The 18,956-nt window shown below is 59.9% G+C and carries 20 protein-coding genes; 6 read left to right on the forward strand and 14 right to left on the reverse strand.

The genetic code is table 11. The annotated features are described in order from the left end of the window. Nucleotides 1-256 precede the first annotated feature (256 nt). Nucleotides 257-955: a tRNA (N6-threonylcarbamoyladenosine(37)-N6)-methyltransferase TrmO gene (gene tsaA / locus H3028_RS08310; protein ID WP_181296572.1), complete on the forward strand. Its 699-nt coding sequence runs from the start codon at nt 257-259 to the stop codon at nt 953-955. Nucleotides 956-1,062: 107 nt separating this feature from the next. Next, nucleotides 1,063-1,662, forward strand: coding sequence for a DJ-1/PfpI family protein (locus H3028_RS08315; RefSeq protein ID WP_181296573.1), 600 nt, complete (start codon nt 1,063-1,065; stop codon nt 1,660-1,662). 54 nt (nt 1,663-1,716) lie between these two features. On the opposite strand, the gene H3028_RS08320 is transcribed toward H3028_RS08315, so the two are convergent. The 8 genes from H3028_RS08320 to H3028_RS08355 all read right to left on the reverse strand — a co-directional run bounded on the left by H3028_RS08320 (nt 1,717) and on the right by H3028_RS08355 (nt 8,720). Beyond that, on the reverse strand, nt 1,717-4,254 hold the full coding sequence (locus H3028_RS08320) for a penicillin acylase family protein (protein WP_181296574.1): 2,538 nt from the start codon (nt 4,252-4,254) through the stop codon (nt 1,717-1,719). A 69-nt stretch (nt 4,255-4,323) separates the two neighbouring features. Next, nucleotides 4,324-4,788 carry a DUF2489 domain-containing protein gene (locus H3028_RS08325; protein WP_181296575.1) on the reverse strand — a complete coding sequence of 155 codons (465 nt, stop codon included), beginning with the start codon at nt 4,786-4,788 and terminating at the stop codon, nt 4,324-4,326. Between the two features lie 7 nt (nt 4,789-4,795). Next, nucleotides 4,796-4,993 carry an SEC-C metal-binding domain-containing protein gene (locus H3028_RS08330; protein ID WP_181296576.1) on the reverse strand — a complete coding sequence of 66 codons (198 nt, stop codon included), beginning with the start codon at nt 4,991-4,993 and terminating at the stop codon, nt 4,796-4,798. Between the two features lie 9 nt (nt 4,994-5,002). Then, nucleotides 5,003-5,500 (reverse strand): LEA type 2 family protein, encoded by a 498-nt coding sequence (locus H3028_RS08335; RefSeq protein ID WP_181296577.1) that lies wholly within the window; start codon nt 5,498-5,500, stop codon nt 5,003-5,005. Nucleotides 5,501-5,681: 181 nt separating this feature from the next. Then, the gene (locus tag H3028_RS08340; RefSeq protein WP_181296578.1) at nt 5,682-6,419 is read right to left on the reverse strand and encodes an S-methyl-5'-thioinosine phosphorylase; all 738 of its coding nucleotides are present in this window, start codon (nt 6,417-6,419) and stop codon (nt 5,682-5,684) included. Nucleotides 6,420-6,434: 15 nt separating this feature from the next. After that, a complete protein-coding gene (nagZ, locus tag H3028_RS08345) occupies nt 6,435-7,433 on the reverse strand; it encodes a beta-N-acetylhexosaminidase (protein WP_181296579.1) in 999 nt (332 codons plus the stop codon). 16 nt (nt 7,434-7,449) lie between these two features. Further along, the gene (locus tag H3028_RS08350; RefSeq protein ID WP_181296580.1) at nt 7,450-7,974 is read right to left on the reverse strand and encodes a L,D-transpeptidase; all 525 of its coding nucleotides are present in this window, start codon (nt 7,972-7,974) and stop codon (nt 7,450-7,452) included. A 38-nt stretch (nt 7,975-8,012) separates the two neighbouring features. Next, nucleotides 8,013-8,720 carry a TetR/AcrR family transcriptional regulator gene (locus H3028_RS08355; RefSeq protein WP_181296581.1) on the reverse strand — a complete coding sequence of 236 codons (708 nt, stop codon included), beginning with the start codon at nt 8,718-8,720 and terminating at the stop codon, nt 8,013-8,015. A gap of 194 nt (nt 8,721-8,914) precedes the next feature. On the opposite strand from H3028_RS08355, the gene lexA reads away from it, so the two are divergent. Beyond that, nucleotides 8,915-9,523: a transcriptional repressor LexA gene (gene lexA / locus H3028_RS08360; RefSeq protein ID WP_181296582.1), complete on the forward strand. Its 609-nt coding sequence runs from the start codon at nt 8,915-8,917 to the stop codon at nt 9,521-9,523. 10 nt (nt 9,524-9,533) lie between these two features. Beyond that, nucleotides 9,534-10,013, forward strand: coding sequence for an SOS-induced cell division inhibitor SulA (sulA, locus tag H3028_RS08365; protein WP_181296583.1), 480 nt, complete (start codon nt 9,534-9,536; stop codon nt 10,011-10,013). 62 nt (nt 10,014-10,075) lie between these two features. On the opposite strand, the gene H3028_RS08370 is transcribed toward sulA, so the two are convergent. Then, on the reverse strand, nt 10,076-10,312 hold the full coding sequence (locus H3028_RS08370) for a hypothetical protein (protein WP_181296584.1): 237 nt from the start codon (nt 10,310-10,312) through the stop codon (nt 10,076-10,078). Nucleotides 10,313-10,515: 203 nt separating this feature from the next. Here H3028_RS08370 and H3028_RS08375 point away from each other — a divergent pair, with 203 nt between their 5' ends. Continuing rightward, nucleotides 10,516-11,355 (forward strand): DMT family transporter, encoded by an 840-nt coding sequence (locus H3028_RS08375; protein ID WP_181296585.1) that lies wholly within the window; start codon nt 10,516-10,518, stop codon nt 11,353-11,355. Between the two features lie 37 nt (nt 11,356-11,392). Here H3028_RS08375 and H3028_RS08380 read toward each other — a convergent pair whose 3' ends face one another. The 5 genes from H3028_RS08380 to fadB all read right to left on the reverse strand — a co-directional run bounded on the left by H3028_RS08380 (nt 11,393) and on the right by fadB (nt 18,561). Beyond that, nucleotides 11,393-11,911, reverse strand: a complete 519-nt coding sequence (locus tag H3028_RS08380; protein ID WP_181296586.1) for a DUF6586 family protein — start codon at nt 11,909-11,911, stop codon at nt 11,393-11,395. 80 nt (nt 11,912-11,991) lie between these two features. Beyond that, a complete protein-coding gene (topA, locus tag H3028_RS08385; protein WP_181296587.1) occupies nt 11,992-14,604 on the reverse strand; it encodes a type I DNA topoisomerase in 2,613 nt (870 codons plus the stop codon). Between the two features lie 307 nt (nt 14,605-14,911). After that, nucleotides 14,912-15,139, reverse strand: a complete 228-nt coding sequence (locus H3028_RS08390) for a DUF1653 domain-containing protein (RefSeq protein WP_021210141.1) — start codon at nt 15,137-15,139, stop codon at nt 14,912-14,914. 80 nt (nt 15,140-15,219) lie between these two features. Beyond that, nucleotides 15,220-16,395 (reverse strand): acetyl-CoA C-acyltransferase FadA, encoded by a 1,176-nt coding sequence (fadA, locus tag H3028_RS08395; RefSeq protein WP_181296588.1) that lies wholly within the window; start codon nt 16,393-16,395, stop codon nt 15,220-15,222. 18 nt (nt 16,396-16,413) lie between these two features. Next, a complete protein-coding gene (fadB, locus tag H3028_RS08400; protein ID WP_181296589.1) occupies nt 16,414-18,561 on the reverse strand; it encodes a fatty acid oxidation complex subunit alpha FadB in 2,148 nt (715 codons plus the stop codon). A 17-nt stretch (nt 18,562-18,578) separates the two neighbouring features. Between fadB and H3028_RS08405 the strand changes: the two genes are divergently transcribed. Continuing rightward, a complete protein-coding gene (locus H3028_RS08405; RefSeq protein ID WP_181296590.1) occupies nt 18,579-18,890 on the forward strand; it encodes a hypothetical protein in 312 nt (103 codons plus the stop codon). Nucleotides 18,891-18,956: the final 66 nt, after the last annotated feature.

Consider the following 18,956-nt stretch of genomic DNA (forward strand, 5'->3'; position numbering starts at 1 on the left):
CCGGCATGTAGCACGGCGCACGAAGCTTTGGAGGGAAACAGCGGCAACTCAAAAATAGCCTATGTTCTGCAAAAAAGGCGGCGATTCTATAGAACTTGTTAGCATCTTGCAGAAACGCATGATTCCCATCGCAAACACCTGCTACCGGCCCGGCCTGCTGCATTCATGTTTCGATCAGTGCCGCGCTAACGAAGGCGTACCTCGCCACAGCAGCAGGTAAGATGGCTACCCACGCTTTCACACCACAACGGCAAGCATGTCCTATTCCGTTTCGCCCATTGGCTTCGTCCGCTCCTGTTTCAAGGAGAAGTTCGCAATTCCGCGACAGCCGCAATTGGCGCCCGCTGCACGGGGTGTACTCGAACTGATTCCACCCTTCGATCAGGCCCATGCGCTGGACGGCCTCGAGCAGGTCAGCCATGTCTGGCTGTTGTTTCTCTTCCACCAAGCCCTGGAAGCCGAGCCACGTTTACGGGTACGCCCACCACGTCTCGGCGGGAACCGCATGGTGGGCGTCTTTGCGACGCGCTCGACGCACCGGCCCAACGGCATCGGCCAGTCGGTAGTCAGGCTCGAACGGATCGAGCCCGGCCGCCTACACCTGTCGGGGATCGATCTACTGGACGGCACGCCGGTGCTGGATATCAAGCCTTACGTTCCCTACGCCGATGCGGTCGCCGACGCGCGCAATGGCCTGGCCAACAACACACCGGAACTCATCGCCGTGCGCTGGACCGAGACAAGCTTGGAGCAGGCCCGCGGCGAAGCGCTGCGGCTGAAAGAGCCACTGCAGGCGCTTATCGAACAGTGTCTGGCGCAGGATCCGCGACCGGCTTACCAGGCGCCCGCACCGGAGCGACGCTACGGCACCCGCCTATGGGACGTCGAGGTGCGCTGGCATTACCCCGACCCCGCTTCCATTACGGTAGTGGAAGTGTTGCGGGTAGAGGGCTAGTCTGTGCCGTGCCAGTGCCGGTCTCCCGGGCCTCCTGTTTAGGGCGCCCACGCAACGAATCGAATGCAGCGTCTTTTCGACACACCGTAACAGGACAGGTGACCGTCATGCCCACAGCCGTCGGTATCTACCTTTATCCAGACGTTGAGGTACTCGACTTCGCAGGCCCCTACGAAGTCTTCACCACCGCTACGCGGGTAGCGCTTCGCGATGGGATGCCGCCGCCCTTCTCGACCGCCACCATCGCCGCACGCAAGGGGCTGGTGCGCGCCAGGGCCGGCCTGGTGGTGCAACCCAACTTCAACTTCGCCAACCACCCGCCAATCGACCTGCTGATTATTCCCGGCGGTGTTGTAACGGCCGAGCTGGAGAACCCTGAGGTCGTGCAGTGGATCGAGAAGACCGCCGCTCAGGCCGGACTCACCGCCTCGGTCTGCACCGGCGCGTTCCTCCTGGCCAAGGCCAACGTGCTTTACGCCCATAAGGCAACCACACACTGGGAAGACATCACCGAGCTGAAAGCGATGTTTCCGATGCTCAAGATCGTCGAAGGCTGCCGATGGGTCGATGCCGGCCGTTACGTGACATCGGCAGGCATCTCAGCCGGGATCGACATGAGCCTGCACCTGGTCGAGCGAATCGCTGGCCGCGAGCTGGCCGAGGCCACCGCCCGGCAATTGGATTTCGATTGGCGTCAGAACGACTGACTGAGGCTCGGGCAACGCCAGCTTGCTGCACTGCCCTCCCCAGCCGGTCGGAAGCTACTGACGTGCTGGGGTGAGCAACAGCCGTTGGGTGCCGTAGACCTTGTCCAGATTCTCTGGTTTGAACGGGAAGCTCACGTAGCCGCCTTTCAGCCAGGCCTCGATACCGTCGGCGTAGTGCGGGCTCGCCGGGTTGCCCGATTGACCGGAACTGTTGAGCCCGATCATCGGCTCGTCACGCCCGAAGTCGACGATGATGCGCATTGCCGGGATCAACCAGCTATCGAAGTTATCGCCCCAGCGGTAGGCCGAAACGTTCAAGGTGCTGTGATCGCCGCCCGCCGCGTACGGGCCGCGGTCCAGATAGCTGCTGATTGCGTTAACGCCAGTGCGCTGGCTGGCTGACATGTAGGGTGCCAGCTGCGTCGTGCCCGTCTGCCACGTATAGGTATGCAGTTTCCCCCAGCGCCAGCTAGTGCGATCAGCGCCTTGGGCGGCTTCCATGCGGCTGATCGCCGCCGCCAGAGAACGCGCCAGAATAGCGGGCTTATCTTCCTGGCGGGGCGTGCTCAGATCATCCCAGAACGGGCTGTCGTCGCGACCAAGCAGATGATCCGCCTGTGCCGAGTAAGAGGCGTTTGCGGTTTCCACCAGCGCCTTCCACGCGGCGCTACTGTCCGGCCCCAACTCATCGAGAAAGGTCTGACGTGCCGATTCCATCAGAAATGCCTCATACACGGCGGCATCGCCTGAATCGGCGGCGAGCTTGCCATCGAAGCTCAGCAGTATCGAAAGCGCCTCGCGCGCCCTGCCCCGCTCAGGTTCGGCGAGCGCGTCAATCGCGGTTTTTAACGACTCAGCCATTCCGGGCGCCTGCAGCATGGTTTGCAGTTTGGCGGCGAAGGTCGTGGTCTGATCGTATTGCATCGCGATCACGCTGCGGCTGTCCTGCTTGCCCTGTGCGAGCAGCTCCGCAATTCGCTCGGCGCGCTCCGGGTAGTACCAGGAATTGGACAGCTGCATACCGTAGCCCTTGGGCACGGTGCGCTGGTTGGCCGTCGCGAGCCAGCCTTGCGCGGGGTCCTGATCATAGGGGTGCAGCATGGGATCGGCGTATCCATCCCAGTCATATCGCCCGTCCCAGCCCGGCGACGGCACCAGACCCACCCCTTCACGACGATTCGGGTAGCGCCCTGTCACCTGCCAACCAGTGCTTTGCTGGTCGGCAAATACGATGTTGAGCGCGGCGGCACGGATATCGCGAGTCGCCTCGAACGCCTGATCCACCGATTGAGCGCGGGTCAGGTCAAAAAACGCATCCAGCGATCGGTCGGCTTCGAACTGCGTCGTTTTGAGCGCCAGCCCGTAACCGCTGCTCAGTTGCAACGGTTGCAGGGGGTGCTTGCGCTCGCCCAGCACGCTGTTCAGCAGCGGGCCATTACGGGTCTCGTAGATGGTCTCGCGAACCGGTCGTGCGCCCTTGATGAAGAAGGTCTCGTGACGCTCGCGAGCCGGCACCCACTTGCCATCAGCGAGATACAGCAGGCGTCCACCTTCACGGCGCACCTGCTCTAGAAACAGATCCTGAGTATCGCCCATCACCATGGTCATGCCCCAGCCCAGTTTACCGTTGAAGCCCGCCACCACCGCGGGCACGCCAGCGATCGTGACCCCGGCGGCCTGGAACTTGGGCGAGCGGATCTGTACGAAATTCCAGTACGAGGGCATCGACAGCGGCAGGTGCGTATCGTTGGCCATCAGTGGCTTGCCACTGCGTGTATTGCTGCCCGATATCGCCCAATTGTTGGAAGCGGCGACGCCAAGCATGTTCAGCGAAGCCACCTGTGAGGCCGCACTGTCGAGCGCGGTCAGCCCTGGTATCTGGCCGCTCAGCTTCAGCTCTTTAAGCTTGTCGGCCTCCCCGAACGGCAGCGGCTCGTCAGGATAGGTGGGTAGCAGCCAGGCGAGCTTGTCGCTACCGACCATCTGAGCCATGGCCAGCGAGGCGATCTCTTCCTGAAGGTTGACCGCCAAGCCGAAATTCAGCAGACAGAACACCAGTACCGAATCTTCAGCCTTCCAATACTCAGGCGTATAACCGGCGGCGGCCAGATCCATTGGTAACTTGTCCCGATGACGGAACAGATACGCATTGACGCCCCGCGCGTAGACCTCGAAAAACCGTTTCATCCGCGGCGAGCTTTCTCGATACAGCACCGCAGCGCTTTGTCGAAGATTCGCGGCGCGCATGAAGCGGTCGATCTCCAGCACGCCAGGTCCCGCCATCTCGGCCAGGCGTCCTTCGGCCAAGAGACGCAAGCTGACCATTTGACTTAGACGATCGGTGGCGTGCACGTATCCCAGACCGAATAGCGCATCATGAAACGTGGCCGTCTCGATCAATGGCATCCCTAATGCATTGCGTCGAATGCTCACGCTCTTATCCAGGCCGGTGATCGCCTGGACGCCTTGCGCAGGTGGCAGGCTGTCGCTGTAGCGGCTATCCAGATAGGCCTGACAGCCGCCGAGGCCACCGGCTACCAATGCAGCGCCCAGGGTCAGGCGAACCAGAACAAACGGCAGACGCAGAGACATCAACGGCTCCTTACAGGCAGGGCACTACGAGGTAGAGAGAATAGATGGTGTGATGCGAAGCCGTCGCGCTCAGGCAGCTTGGCGGTTTTTCGGCAGCACTTCGTCGAGCAGCCAGCGAGCGGAGCGGCGCGCCTCGGCCTTGTGCTGCAGTTCGAGCGCGCTGAAGTTGGCTTCATGACGACGGCGCTCGTTCTTATCCAATGCCTTCCAGGCAGCATGCGTCGGCACTTGCTCGGTCGCCTCGAAGAGCACCTGGAAGACCTGGCAGCGCGGGTCTTGGCCAAGGTTCGAGTCGTAGTTGTCCAGCAGGACCTTGATCCGGATCGCGCCCTCGATCAGGGGCACCTGCTCATCGAGCAGGCTACCGGCGAGCACCCGCAGATCCGCCGCAAGGGCTGCATGCTGCTGCGCCTGCATGTCGGCAAGTTGTTGCTCTCTGCGCCAAACCCTGCGCCATAGATGCAGGGCATATCCGGCCAATGCTGCGATTAGCAGTAGAGCGGAAATCAGCAGCACTGTGGCGAGGGGCGTCATGGGCGGATCAAGCTCCGTGGCACTTCTTGAATTTTTTTTGACTGCCGCACGGGCAAGGATCATTCCGGCCGACATCCTTCAGCGGATTGCGAACCGGATCATGGCTATGGTTGCAGTGCGGGCCGTGGACGTGCCCTTGATCTGCATGATCGTGTTCGTGATCGTGGTTGCAATCAGGACCGTGCACGTGGGTTTCATGGTTCATCGGTGTTGCCTACTCAGGGATAAAGTTGCCGGGGATTATCTCGCCATTGGTGGCGATGTGCACGCGCCGACCAAGCAGCAGGCCCGTTTTCAACTCACCTTCCAGACGATAGGCGATTGGCCGGTCCGGCTTTTCCAGTAGCCGCACGATGTATTTCATGTGCCGCCAGAGATTGGTATGGATCGGGACTTCGTAGTAATCGAAGCCATTAGCAGGCACCGTAGCCCAGCCACTGGACTCGCCGCTCGCCAGTTCAATGTCGTTGAGATGAACGGTGTAGACCAGGCCACGCACCGGTAGGCTTTGCTCATTGGGATTGTCGATACGAAAACGCAGCATGAACTGCTGTTCGAGAAGCCTCGCCTTGATGATCTCCACGTCGGTGAGCTGAACGCGAGGATCCCGGAAATCACTGCTGAACCAGGTCGAACAACCGGAAAGGCCGGATAGCAGCCCCAGCAAAACCACTACTCTCGATATTCTTCTTATAGGTGCGTGGCAAAGCATTCCGGTACTCCAAAGGACGGCCAAGTGTAGCAAGCGGCGGATCGGCTGCAATGGGTTGTGGCGAAATTAGCACGTCCCTGCTACGTCTTTGCTACGGCTGGCGTTGCTGCCCGCAGAAACCATAACCGCCTCCGCCGCGCAATGGCTTCCCTTTCTCAAGCAGCCGCCAGCCGCGCCCTTTTCAACCAGCAAGCGCTCGCGCCAGCACCGCCCGCGTCTTGACGATTCCTTCTGCCAATGCCGCCTCGATTTCCGCCATGGTGATGATGCCGGTTGTTTTGCCAGCGGCTGGATTGACGACCAGCGCCAGGCAGGCATACGGCAGCTCGAGTTCACGGGCGAGAACCGCCTCAGGCATGCCGGTCATCCCGACGATGTCGCAACCATCACGCTCCATTCGGGCAATCTCAGCAACCGTTTCCAGCCTCGGTCCTTGAGTACAGCCATAAACACCATGACTGCTGAACAGATAGCCTTCGGCTGCCAGACCGGCAATCAGACGTTGGCGCAGCGGCTCGTCATAGGGATAGCTGAAATCGATATGGGTGACGTGCTCGATATCACCCTCGAAGAAGGTGTGCTCGCGGCCGTAGGTGTAATCGATAAGCTGATGCGGTACGCACAGATGCCCAGCGCCCATTGCCGAGTGAATGCCGCCGACGGCGTTCACGGCGATGATCGACTGTGCTCCTGCTTCCCTGAGCGCCCAGAGGTTGGCGCGATAGTTCACCTGATGTGGCGGAATGCGGTGCGGATGGCCGTGACGGGCCATAAACAGTACGTCTCGGCCCGCGTAGGTGCCGCGCAGGATATCTGCAGACGGTGGGCCGTATGGCGTTTCCATGGGTACAGCTTCATGCAGCGCGAGCCCCGGCAGCTCGGTGAGGCCGGTGCCGCCGATAATGGCATGGACAGTCATCTTCTGTTTCCTTGGTCAAACGATCAGTTCGGCTGCTTTGAGCGCGGCGATGGATGCGCGCCAACGCGGATCCTGCTTATATTCCAGCGAGCCCGACGCGCGATTGCGCATCTTTGCGAGCGTCGGCGATGGCTGCGCACCGAGACGCTGCAATGCCGACAGCGCCAACTCGGCGGCCCCCCGGTCGTTGCACACCAGCCCCATGTCGCAGCCCGCCGTTAACGCCGCTTCGATGCGGCTCGCCGCGTCGCCCGCGACATGCGCACCGGCCATCGACAAGTCATCGCTGAAGATCACGCCGCGGAAACCCAGCTCCTTGCGCAGGATATCCTGCAACCACCGCGGGGAAAAACCGGCCGGCTTGTCGTCCACCTGCGGATAGATCACATGCGCTGGCATCACCGCATCGAGCTGGCTCGCCAGCTGTTGGAACGGAATCAGATCATGGCTGCGCAACTCGTCCATTCCGCGCTCGTCAACCGGAATCGCGACATGCGAATCGGCTTCCGCCCAGCCATGACCTGGGAAATGCTTGCCCGTGGCGGCCATTCCGGCGCTGTGCATGCCCTTGATAAAGGCACCGGCCAGTTCGGTCGCACGCTGCGGATCACCTTCGAATGCGCGGGAACCAACCACCGCGCTGCGCTGATGATCGAGGTCGAGCACTGGCGCGAAGCTGAAGTCCAGCCCAACCGCCAGTACTTCAGTGGCCATCACCCATCCGCAAACCTCAGCCAACCCCTGGGCATCGACATGCGAGGCAAACTCGCGCATCGCCGGCAAGCGGACGAAATCACGCCGCAGCCGCTGAACACGCCCACCCTCTTGATCGACAGCCAGCAGAATGTCGGGCCGTACAGCTCGAATCGCGCGACAGAGCGCCTGCACTTGGAGGACGCTTTCGATATTGCGGGCAAACAGAATCAGCCCGCCTACTTCCGGCTGGCGCAGCAACTGGCGATCCTCGGCGGTCAGCCAGGTGCCGGCGATGTCCAGCATCAATGAACCTTGCATGATGATGAGTAGATCCTTAATTCAGTGTTGCGCTCGACCAGTCCGGGCATGCCGCTTCGCCTATCAGCACGGCGCAGCCAGCCGGCACCCGCGGAAAAAGATCGAGCAAGTCGGCATTGCGCAGCCTGATGCAGCCATGGGAAAGCGGGACACCCATGGGTTCCGAATCGGGTGTGCCGTGCAAATAGATATAACGGCGAAAGGTGTCGACCGCGCCCATTCGGTTGTACCCGGGCTCGCAACCGCTGAGCCAGAGAATCCGAGTCAGGATCCAGTCGCGCCCGGGGAATCGTACGTGCAACTCCCGATTCCAGACTTCACCGGTCCAGCGTCGGCCACGCAGAACGGCCCCAACAGGCAGTCCCTCACCAATTCGCGCACGGACCTGATGGCGGCCACGCGGTGTGCAGCCGGAACCGTTTTGTTCGCCTGCACCGTTACGAGCGGTAGATACCGGCAGCCGGACACACAGCCTGCCATCGGAGAACCCGTAGAGCAGCTGGTCGGCAATGGATATATGAAGAAAATCGAGATCAGACATGGGGGCAAGCTTAGCCGATCAGCCCCTGACCATGCACCTCAACCCTTGGCAGGCATCGCCAATGCGTTGCGTCGAGCAATCGGATGCGCTTGGGCCAGGCTTGGATCCGCCACGCCAGAATCCGCGCGCATACCGGCGGCCAGGAAAGGGACCATCATGCGCATGACCTGCTCGATGGAAGTCCTGGCGCCGAAATCATTCTCAGCGATAGCCCTCAGCGCTTTGATACCTGACATGCTGAACGCCGCAGCGCCAAGCATGAAGTGCACGCGCCAAAACAGCTCGATCGGCGGGATCGACGGAGCGGCCTCATGAACACGCAGCATGTAACGGCGGAAAACCTTGCCGTACATATCTTCAAGGTAACGGCGCAGATGGCCCTGGCTCTGGCTGAAGGAAAGGCCCAGCAGGCGCATGAAAATAGACAGGTCGTCGCCGCTACGTGGCGTCACCGCTAACGCCTGCTCGACAAGAATATCCAACAGCTCTTCAAGGCTTTCCTTCCTGTCGGACAGCGCTTCACGCCTGTCCAGCTCCCGCTCGAGACTCATGCAGAACGGACCGAGAAAGCGCGAGAAGACTGCCTGAATAAGGGCCTTTTTCGAGCCGAAGTGATAGTTCACTGCCGCCAGATTCACCCCGGCCTTGCTGGTGATCAGGCGCAGCGATGTCTCGGCGAAGCCTTTCTCAGCGAATAGTTGTTCCGCTGCATCAAGAATACGCTCGACTGTTTCAGACTGCGCCATGCCCCCTCCCCTGACAAACACCCGTTTGAAACTTACGTTTCAAACTACTTCAAGTCAACCTTGAAAGCGCCTGAACGCCTTTTCGCTCACCAGAGCTTGCATCAAGCCGGCCCGCCCCTCAACCAAACAAGGATTGCCAAGCACAAGACACTGTATATAATCCCAGTCACTGTATAAAAGAACAGAGACCACTCATGATCAAGCTGACCCCTCGCCAGTCGGAAATCCTTGCCCTCATCAAGCGCTGCCTGGAAGAGAATGGCTATCCGCCAACGCGCGCGGAGATCGCTCAAGAGCTGGGTTTCAAGTCGCCCAATGCCGCCGAGGAGCACCTTAGGGCATTGGCCAACAAAGGGGCTATCGAGATGACGCCCGGCGCCTCGCGCGGGATACGTATTCCAGGCTTCGAACCGGTCACCGAAGAGAGCGGGTTACCAGTCATTGGTCGAGTCGCTGCTGGCGCGCCAATTCTTGCGCAACAGAACGTCGAGGACTCTTGCCAGATCAATCCTTCATTTTTCCAGCCGAAGGCCGATTACTTACTGCGTGTCCAGGGCATGAGTATGAAGGATATCGGTATATTCGATGGCGATCTGCTTGCCGTCCATACCACGCGTGAAGCCCGCAACGGTCAGGTAGTGGTAGCCCGAATTGACGATGAAGTAACCGTAAAACGCTTCAAGCGTGAAGGGAGCAAGGTCTGGCTGCTTGCCGAAAACCCCGAGTTCTCGCCCATTGAAGTGGATCTTGAGCAACAGGAACTGGTTATTGAAGGTTTGAGTGTCGGCGTGATTCGCCGCTAAGGAGAGGTTCATGCAGTACCAACCCCAACCCACGGCAGGCAAACCACCACAGCTTTCCTTGTTTGAAGGCCTGATCGCCCATCGCCTGGCACCGTTCGCAGACGTCGCTCGCGCCCCGCAACCTGCCGATGATTGCCTAAGCGAAATGGCTTTAAGCGGCAGCGGTGATCATTGCCGCCAATTGCTCGCGCCCATTCTGCGTGAGTTCAGCGAGGCGGCCGATACACGCTGGCTGACACTGATCGCGCCGCCTGCAATGCTTTCGCAAAGCTGGCTGCGCGAAACCGGGCTCAACCGCGACCGCATTCTGCTGTTGCAGGCTCGTGAAATCCAGGGTGTACTTGAATTGGCATGCAAGGCGCTGATGTCAGGCTGCAGCCATACCGTCATCACCTGGTTCCCACGGCTCGACAAGGCTAGCCGACTGAAACTCCGCGTAGCGGCCGCTCAGGGCAACGCGCAAAGCCTGAACATTCGCCTGGGAAACTGATATCGATCTATCGGCATATGGAAGTGCCACCCGGCCGCCACAAAGGCGACCAGCCCCCCGCATTAATGCAGTACGCGCGCGCCCTCTTCTTCCCGCTCGAATTCCCCTTCAGATACTCGCCCCGCCATCTGCACGCCGACATTGAACATCGCCTTGGCGATTTCGACATGCTGACCTTGCAGGAACACCTTGGCATCGTCAGAGAAATCCAGCGTGACCAGTACGCCTTCATCCTCAGCGCGACGCAGCACAATACTGCCGTCGGGTAGCTCGACAATTTCCAGAAAAGACGTTGGCATGAATCTGCTCCCCGTGAAACGGTGCATTGTACCAGCCGACCGGCTTATCGACAGCCCTGGCTTCCTTGAGTGAGGAACCGTGTCGCATACCGTTCTGACCGTAGATGCAGAAGCAGGTGCGGCGATGCGCAACGGCGCAGTAGGATGGCGTCCTACCGCGGCCCGGATGGCAGACAGGGCGGCTAGCCTCAAGGATCTTCGAGATGACAGCAAGAACCCTAATGCTGACAGTGTTGGCCATGCTCGCTTTTGCGGGGAACTCGCTACTTTGCCGCGCGGCACTGCGCGATAGCCAGATTGACCCGACCAGTTTCACTGCGCTGCGTCTGCTCTCTGGAGCATTGACGCTGTGGCTGCTGCTCTACCTGCGAAAGGGGCCCTCGGCAGCATCCGGGAACTGGTACGGCGCCCTCGCCCTCTTCATCTACGCGGCAGCCTTCTCCTATGCCTATCTGCACCTCGATGCCGGCGCCGGAGCGTTATTGCTGTTCGGCGCCGTGCAGTTGAGCATGATCACTTGGGGATTGCTAAAAGGGGAGCGGCTGCATCGCTTGCAGATAGTCGGGCTGGTGCTGGCTGCAGGTGGATTGCTCGCACTGCTGCTGCCCGGCACGAGCACACCCTCTGTATCGGCCTCGTTGTTGATGGTGCTTTCAGGTATCGCCTGGGGCGCGTACTCGCTATTGGGAAAAGGAACACCGGACCCGCTGGCCGCGACCGCTGGCAATTTCATTCGCACCCTGCCGATCATGGCTGTGCTTTGCCTGCTGGCGTTGAGCTGGCTCGAGTGGGACACCGCTGGGGTGATCTATGCGCTTTTGTCTGGTGGCCTGACGTCCGGTATCGGCTACGCCATCTGGTATGCCGCATTGCCCGGTCTGGCAGCCATACAGGCGGCCAGCGTGCAATTGAGCGTACCGCTTCTCACAGCGCTGGCGGGAAGTTTGCTGCTGGGGGAAACCCTAACCGGCCGATTGGTAATCGCTGGGCTCGCGATTCTGGGAGGCCTCGCCTTGGTATTGCGGCTCAAGCATCAGGTTTGAAGCAACCCAAGCCGCGAAGAACTATCCGCTTTGACGCTTACCATTCAGTAAGCGATTCACGGAAGCGCAAGGCGAGATCCTTCAGGTTACGCCGCCAGGATTCTACCTCTTCACGTGTCAGCGCTGGCGCTTCGTCAGCTACGCTGATCGCTTCGATCAATGGCATGGCGGGATCGGCCTTGGCTCTGGCCGGCGCGCGTGGCGGCTCGAATAGCGCGGCATGCGCCTTTAGTAGCTGCGCCAGCCAGGTCTCGGGGTGTTCGGCCAGTTCGATCAACTCAGCCAGCTCCGGACTCGGCGATAAATTCTGCGGCGAACGCATCAGCAGCAGTTCCGGACGCGGCGCGCTGGCCCCAGGCAGGCGGTAGTAACCGGCAATCTCGTGGCAGAGGCCAAGCAGTGCGCCATACAGATGAAAAAGGCTGGCCTCTCGCTCCGCCTGGATCAGACCCGGCGCATTTAGCGCACTTTTTTCTTCGGCCCGTCGCCAACTTTCGAGCGCGAGTCCGGCGAAATAGATTTTCTGATTGGTTCGGGTGTAAAGCTCATGAGCCATGGAGATGCTCTCCCAAGAGTTGAAACGCTGCGAGTCGAAGCCAGTGCAGTAGCCTACTGACTTCAACCCGACGCTGCCGCTTATTTACCGGTGCTCTTGTCTTCTACCTTCCATTTGCTGCCATCGAAGAAAGCCTTCCAGCCAGTCGGCTTGCCGTTGACCTCAGTCTGCACGTACTGCTCCTTGGTCTTGCGGCTGAAGCGGATAACCGCTGGGCGGCCTTCCGCATCCTTCTGCGGCGCACTCAGCAGAAAGTGATACTTCGGATCGATCTCATCCTTGTGCGGGATCAGCTCCCGCACAAGCGGCGCGCGGGTTTCGCGGTTCTTCGGGAATTGGCTGGCAGCGAGGAACAACCCAGATGCACCGTCGCGCAATACGTAAGTATCGTCGACTTTTTCACATTTGAGTTCGGGCATCTTCACCGCATCCATCTTCGGCGGCGCCGCCTCACCGCTCCTGAGCAGCTTGCGTGTATTCTTGCAGTCGGCGTTGGTACAGCCAAAGAACTTGCCGAAGCGGCCGGTCTTGAGCTGCATTTCACTGCCACACTTGTCGCACTCGAGGCTCGGGCCTTCATAACCCTTGATGCGGTACTGGCCCTCCTCGATCTCGTAGCCAGTGCAATCGGGGTTGTTGCCACAGATATGCAGCTTGTGGGTTTCGTCCAGCAGATAGGCGTCCATCGCCGTGCTGCAGATCGGGCAACGATGTTTGCCAAGCAGCACACGCGATTCAGATTCACCCTCATCATCGGCCGCGATTTCATCGCCCGGAATCAGGTTGACGGTGGACTTGCAGCGCTCTTTCGGCGGCAGGCTATAGCCGGAGCAACCGAGGAACACACCGGTAGACGCCGTGCGAATCATCATCGGCCGACCGCAAACCTTGCAGGGAATATCGGTCAAGGTCGGCTGGTTGGCGCGCATCCCGTTATCACTGGCCTCGGCCACCTCAAGCTTCTTCTTGAAGTCACCGTAGAACTCATCGAGTACGTGTTTCCATTCACGCTCGCCCTGGGCGACGTCGTCGAGGTTCTCCTCCATGCCAGCGGTGAAACCGTAGTCCATCAGGTTGTTGAAGCTTTCCGAGAGGCGCTCGGTGACGATGTCGCCCATCTTCTCGGAGTAGAAACGGCGGTTGTGCAAGGAAACGTAACCGCGATCTTGGATCGTCGAAATGATCGCCGCATAGGTCGACGGACGACCAATACCTCGTTTTTCCATCTCCTTGACCAGGCTCGCTTCTGAGTAGCGCGCCGGCGGCTTGGTGAAATGCTGGCTCGGGTCAAGCTTGATGAGCTTCATCCCGTCGCCCTTGTTCATTTCCGGAAGCACATCATCCTCACCGCTCTTGCTCTGCTGCGGCATGACCTTGGTGTAACCGTCGAATTTGAGAATGCGACCCTTGGCGCGCAACTCGAAATTGCCGGCGGTGACGGTAACGCTGGTCGACAGATACTGCGCCGGCGGCATCTGGCAGGCCACGAACTGACGCCAGATGAGATCGTAGAGGCGCTCGGCATCGCGCTCCATGCCGGACAGCTGGGTCGGCCGCAGATTGACGTCGGACGGACGGATCGCCTCGTGCGCCTCCTGGGCACCCTCCTTGCTCGAATAAAAGTTGGGCTTTTCGGGCAGGTACTTATTGCCGAACTCATCCTCGATGAAGCCGCGCACCATGCCCAGGGCGTCCGCCGAAAGGTTGGTCGAATCGGTACGCATGTAGGTGATATAGCCAGCCTCATAGAGGCGCTGGGCCATCATCATGGTCTTCTTCACCCCGAAGCCGAGACGATTGCTCGCCGCCTGTTGCAGGGTCGACGTGATGAACGGAGCTGATGGCTTGCTGCTGGTCGGCTTGTCCTCACGCTTGGTCACGCTGTAGCCGGCGCCTTTCAGCTGCTCCAGCGCGGCCATGGCATGCCCTTCGTTCAACGGCTTGAACGCCTCGCCGTTCTCGCGTGCGACCTCGAAGCGCACTTTGGCGTTTTCGGCCGTGGCCAGGTCAGCATGAACTTCCCAGTACTCTTCCGGAACGAAGGCGCGGATCTCCCGCTCACGCTCGACGACCAACTTCACCGCAACCGACTGCACACGGCCAGCCGACAGGCCGCGCGCAATCTTCTGCCACAGCAGCGGCGACACCATGTAGCCAACGACTCGATCAAGGAAACGTCGCGCCTGCTGTGCGTTGACTCGGTTGATATCCAGATCGCCTGGTTTTGAGAAGGCTTCCTGGATCGCTTTCTTGGTGATCTCGTTGAACACCACGCGCTTGTAGCGGCTGTCGTCGCCGCCGATGGACTCACGCAGGTGCCAGGCGATGGCCTCCCCCTCTCTATCCAAGTCGGTCGCGAGATAGATGGTGTCGGCTTCCTTGGCCAGACGACGCAATTCGTCGATGACCTTTTCCTTACCCGGTAGGATCTCGTACCTGGCCTTCCAGCCCTGCTCGGGATCGATCCCCATGCGAGTGAACAGCTGACGCTTGGCTTTTTCTTTCGGCGACAGCGCAGGCGCTTCGGCGGCGGCCGCCTTGCCACGTTTGGCCGGCTCGCGGGCCGCGGAACCGCTGGTAGGAAGGTCGCGGATGTGGCCGATACTCGACTTCACCACGTACTGGTTGCCCAAATACTTGTTGATTGTCTTGGCCTTGGCCGGTGATTCCACGATGACCAGCGATTTACCCATGGAGAGGAGAGTTCCTGAATCGAGAGGTGAACTGAGAATATTGAACCGACAGTCGCCGGACGTCGAAAACGCCCAGTCTGCCAGAAAGAAGCGAAGCAGCCTTTTTTACGGGACTGCCAAGAGCATTCAATTGCTCCGGAAATCTTTCGAACCCACGACAATTTCTTTGGCAGCCTGCTGCCCGGCGGGGGTTTTACTGTCCGAAACCAAGTGAAATCATCTCACTCGACCCGAAAGCACCGCTATATATAGTGGCGATGGAGTCGAGGTCAAGCGCAAGGGTTAAGCCAGCTTGCCCAGGCAGCCCTTAAAAACGGCTGGGTTCGGCTTCGATCAGGGCGAAACGGGGAAGCGTTTCCCCGTCGACCTCTACTGTTTCAGTAAACATCGAGAGCGGTCGCACCCAAAGGCCGAAATCCCCGTACAGCGCCTGATAGAAGACCACCGGTTCTTCCGTTTCGGAATGCCGGGCAACCGCATAAACCCGATACTCGGGGCCCTTGTAATGACGATAACGGCCTGGCGTGACCTGCATTTCGATTGCCTCTGAAAAAAACGTATCCAACAAAATGAAAACCGGGGCACAGGGCCCCGGTTTCCGTGTCACCGAACAGCTTAGACGCGTTCGAACACCGTGGTGATACCTTGACCCAAGCCGATACACATCGTGGACACGCCGAGGGTACCGCCGTTCTGCTTCATCACGTTCAGCAGGGTGCCGGAAATACGTGCTCCCGAGCAACCGAACGGGTGACCCAGCGCAATGGCGCCGCCATGCAGGTTGACCTTTTGCTCCATCTTATCGAGCAGTTTCAGATCCTTTAGCACAGGCAGTGCCTGGGCGGCGAAGGCTTCGTTAAGCTCGACGTAGTCAATGTCATCCATGGTCAGACCGGCACGCTTGAGCGCCTTCTGGGTCGCAGGTACCGGACCGTAGCCCATGATCGCCGGATCAACACCCGCCAGCGCCATGGAGCGAATCACCGCCATCGGCTGGATGCCCAGGTCCTGCGCACGCTGCGCCGACATGACGATCATGCACGATGCGCCATCGGTGATCTGCGAGGACGTTCCCGCAGTGACGGTGCCACCCTTCGGGTTGAACGCCGGCTTGAGCGCGGCCAGGCTCTTGAGTGTGGTTTCGGGGCGAATGGTTTCATCGTAGTCGAAGACCTTGAGGAAACCGTTCTCGTCGTAGCCTTCCATGGGGATGATTTCATCCTTGAAGAGGCCGTCGACGGTGGCTTTGTGCGCTAGACGATGCGAACGCTCACCGAAGGCGTCCTGCTGCTCGCGCGTGATGCCATGCATCTTGCCCAGCATCTCGGCGGTCAGGCCCATCATGCCAGACGCCTTGGCGGCGTACAGGGACAGCTGCGGGTTCGGGTCGACGCCATGCATCATGCCGACGTGGCCCATGTGCTCGACACCACCCACGACGAAGACATCACCGTTACCGGTCATGATCGCCTGAGCAGCAGTGTGCAGCGCGCTCATGGACGAGCCGCACAGACGACTGACGGTTTGCGCGGCACTGGTGTGTGGGATACGGGTCATCAGCGACGCCATGCGGGCGATGTTCCAGCCCTGCTCTAGGGTCTGGTTGACGCAACCCCAGATCACATCTTCCACTTCGGCCGGATCAACCTTGGCGTTGCGTGCCAACAAACCGTCGATCAGCTGCGCGGACATGGTCTCGGCGCGGGTGTTGCGGTGCATGCCGCCCTTGGAACGACCCATCGGGGTACGGCCGAAGTCGACAATGACGACGTCTCTCGGATTAAGGCTCATATCTTCACTCTCGCTCGATTAACCGTAGAAGCTCTGGCCATTGGCAGCCATCTCACGCAGCTTCGCAGTCGGGTGGTACAGCGGGCCCAGGTCGGCGTACTTGTCGGCCAGCGCCACGAACTCGGCGACACCGATCGAATCGATGTAGCGCAGTGCACCACCACGGAAGGGCGGGAAGCCGATGCCATAGATCAGGCCCATATCGGCCTCGGCGGCGGTCTCAACGATCTTGTCTTCCAGGCAGCGGACGGTTTCCAGGCACAGCGGGATCATCATGTAGTTGATGATGTCCTCGTCGGAAAGCTCGCGGGTCTCGCTGACGATTGGCTTGAGCAGCTCGTAGGCCTGGGAATCGACAACCTTCTTCGGCTTGCCCGTCTTGTCCATCTCGTAAGCGTAGAAGCCCTTGCCGTTCTTCTGACCGAGGCGGTTGGCCTCGTACATGACATCGACTGCTGTCTTGGTGTCGTCCTTCATGCGATCCGGGAAGCCTTCGGCCATCACGTCACGACCATGGTGGCCAGTGTCCATGCCGACAACATCCATCAGGTAGGCCGGGCCCATGGGCCAGCCGAACTTTTCCATCACTTTATCGGCACGCACGAAGTCGACACCGTGGGCGATGGCGCGGGCGAAGCCGCCGAAATATGGGAACAGCACGCGATTGACCAAGAAGCCCGGGCAATCATTGACCACGACCGGGCTCTTGCCCATCTTCTTGGCGTAGGCAACGGTGGTGGCGATGGCGGTTTCGCTGGTCTTCTCACCGCGAATTACTTCCACCAGCGGCATCATGTGCACCGGGTTGAAGAAGTGCATGCCGCAGAAGTTTTCCGGACGCTTGAGCGCCTGGGCCAGATAGCTGATGGAGATGGTGGAAGTGTTCGACGCGATGATCGCGTCATCACGCACCAGTCCTTCGACTTCAGCCAGCACCGACTGCTTGATCTTCGGGTTCTCGACCACCGCCTCGACTACGATGTCGACGTGACCGAAGTCACCGTAGGACATGGTCGGACGGATCGCATTGAGCGCTTCGGCCATCTTGGCCGGGGTCAGGCGGCCCTTCTCGACGCGCTTGCCGAGCAGCTTGGATGCCTCGTTCAGGCCCATCTGGATGCCGTCTTCGCGGATATCCTTCATCAGGATCGGCGTGCCTTTGACAGCCGACTGATAGGCAATACCGCCACCCATGATGCCAGCGCCGAGCACGGCGGCCAGCTTCACATCACGGGCCTGCTTGTCATAGGCCTTGGCTTTTTTCTTCAGTTCCTGATCGCTGAGGAACAGCCCCACCAGGCTCTGCGCAACCGAGGTCTTGGCCAGCTTGACGAAGCCAGCAGCCTCGACTTCGATGGCCTTGTCACGGCCGAAGTTGGCGGCTTTCTGGATAGTCTTGATCGCTTCGACCGGTGCTGGGTAGTTCGGGCCGGCCTGACCAGCAACGAACCCCTTGGCGGTTTCGAAGGCCATCATCTGCTCGATGGCATTGAGCTTGAGCTTGTCCAGCTTCGGCTGACGCTTGGCCTTGTAATCCAGCTCGCCGGAGATGGCGCGCTTGACCAGATCCAGCGCGGCGGCTTGTAGCTGCTCTGGAGCAACCACGGCGTCGACGGCTCGAACCTTGAGTGCGTCGTCGGCGCGGTTTTCCTTGCCGGATGCAATCCACTCGACGGCGTTATCGACGCCGATCAGGCGCGGCAGGCGAACGGTGCCGCCAAAGCCCGGGTAGATGCCCAGCTTGACTTCCGGCAGACCGACCTTGGCGTTGGTCGACATGACGCGATAGTCAGCCGCCATGCACATTTCGAAACCGCCACCCAAGGCGATGCCGTTGATGGCAGCGACCGTGGGCACGCCCAAGTCTTCGAAATCACTGAAGATCTTGTTGGCTTCGAGGTTGCCGGCTACCAGCTCCTCATCCGACAACTTGAAGTTATCGACGAACTCGGTGATGTCGGCACCGACAATGAACACGTCCTTGCCGCTGGTAACGATAACGCCGTTGACCGAAGCGTCGGCCCTGATGGCGTCGACTGCCTGGCGCAGATCGTTGAGGGTGAGGCGATTGAACTTGTTGACGGACTCACCCTTGAGGTCGAAATTCAATTCGACGATGCCGCTCTCAAGAGCCTTAACCGTGATGGCTTTACCTTCGTAAATCATCAACTGATCTCCACGGTATGGAAGCTGAACGTTACGCGTCGCACGTCATCGGCCCGAAGGCCGTCACCGATAGCGGCGTAGCGACGCCTGGTGAAACGACACCCACCGACACGATAAACCGGGCTGACGGCATTTGCGTGGCAAACGCTCGATTCATACGCCCGTTTGATTTGGGTGAGCACACCTTCATGGAAAAGCGTCGCAATGTCAATCGGATGCCGATCCATGCCGAGGCGCTCATCTGCGATCCGATCGATAAGCCTAGTCAAGACCAGCAATGCTGCAGCAGCAGAAGCCCGGTTTCGTCTCATTGCCAGCCATTCACATAACTGATCTTTAGCCGCGTGCCGATGAACCACCAGCGCCCGGTACCGTCACAAACGGATGAGGCACCT

Source organism: Pseudomonas sp. Q2-TVG4-2 (genome assembly GCF_013620795.1).
Taxonomy (GTDB): domain Bacteria; phylum Pseudomonadota; class Gammaproteobacteria; order Pseudomonadales; family Pseudomonadaceae; genus Stutzerimonas.

Bases quoted from the DNA above. Each gene is read 5' to 3' on its own strand.
- tsaA (WP_181296572.1), top strand. From the start codon at position 257: ATGTCCTATTCCGTTTCGCCCATTGGCTTCGTCCGCTCCTGTTTCAAG.
- H3028_RS08315 (WP_181296573.1), top strand. From the start codon at position 1,063: ATGCCCACAGCCGTCGGTATCTACCTTTATCCAGACGTTGAGGTACTC.
- H3028_RS08320 (WP_181296574.1), bottom strand. From the start codon at position 4,254: ATGTCTCTGCGTCTGCCGTTTGTTCTGGTTCGCCTGACCCTGGGCGCT.
- H3028_RS08325 (WP_181296575.1), bottom strand. From the start codon at position 4,788: ATGACGCCCCTCGCCACAGTGCTGCTGATTTCCGCTCTACTGCTAATC.
- H3028_RS08330 (WP_181296576.1), bottom strand. From the start codon at position 4,993: ATGAACCATGAAACCCACGTGCACGGTCCTGATTGCAACCACGATCAC.
- H3028_RS08335 (WP_181296577.1), bottom strand. From the start codon at position 5,500: ATGCTTTGCCACGCACCTATAAGAAGAATATCGAGAGTAGTGGTTTTG.
- H3028_RS08340 (WP_181296578.1), bottom strand. From the start codon at position 6,419: ATGACTGTCCATGCCATTATCGGCGGCACCGGCCTCACCGAGCTGCCG.
- nagZ (WP_181296579.1), bottom strand. From the start codon at position 7,433: ATGCAAGGTTCATTGATGCTGGACATCGCCGGCACCTGGCTGACCGCC.
- H3028_RS08350 (WP_181296580.1), bottom strand. From the start codon at position 7,974: ATGTCTGATCTCGATTTTCTTCATATATCCATTGCCGACCAGCTGCTC.
- H3028_RS08355 (WP_181296581.1), bottom strand. From the start codon at position 8,720: ATGGCGCAGTCTGAAACAGTCGAGCGTATTCTTGATGCAGCGGAACAA.
- lexA (WP_181296582.1), top strand. From the start codon at position 8,915: ATGATCAAGCTGACCCCTCGCCAGTCGGAAATCCTTGCCCTCATCAAG.
- sulA (WP_181296583.1), top strand. From the start codon at position 9,534: ATGCAGTACCAACCCCAACCCACGGCAGGCAAACCACCACAGCTTTCC.
- H3028_RS08370 (WP_181296584.1), bottom strand. From the start codon at position 10,312: ATGCCAACGTCTTTTCTGGAAATTGTCGAGCTACCCGACGGCAGTATT.
- H3028_RS08375 (WP_181296585.1), top strand. From the start codon at position 10,516: ATGACAGCAAGAACCCTAATGCTGACAGTGTTGGCCATGCTCGCTTTT.
- H3028_RS08380 (WP_181296586.1), bottom strand. From the start codon at position 11,911: ATGGCTCATGAGCTTTACACCCGAACCAATCAGAAAATCTATTTCGCC.
- topA (WP_181296587.1), bottom strand. From the start codon at position 14,604: ATGGGTAAATCGCTGGTCATCGTGGAATCACCGGCCAAGGCCAAGACA.
- H3028_RS08390 (WP_021210141.1), bottom strand. From the start codon at position 15,139: ATGCAGGTCACGCCAGGCCGTTATCGTCATTACAAGGGCCCCGAGTAT.
- fadA (WP_181296588.1), bottom strand. From the start codon at position 16,395: ATGAGCCTTAATCCGAGAGACGTCGTCATTGTCGACTTCGGCCGTACC.
- fadB (WP_181296589.1), bottom strand. From the start codon at position 18,561: ATGATTTACGAAGGTAAAGCCATCACGGTTAAGGCTCTTGAGAGCGGC.
- H3028_RS08405 (WP_181296590.1), top strand. From the start codon at position 18,579: ATGGAAGCTGAACGTTACGCGTCGCACGTCATCGGCCCGAAGGCCGTC.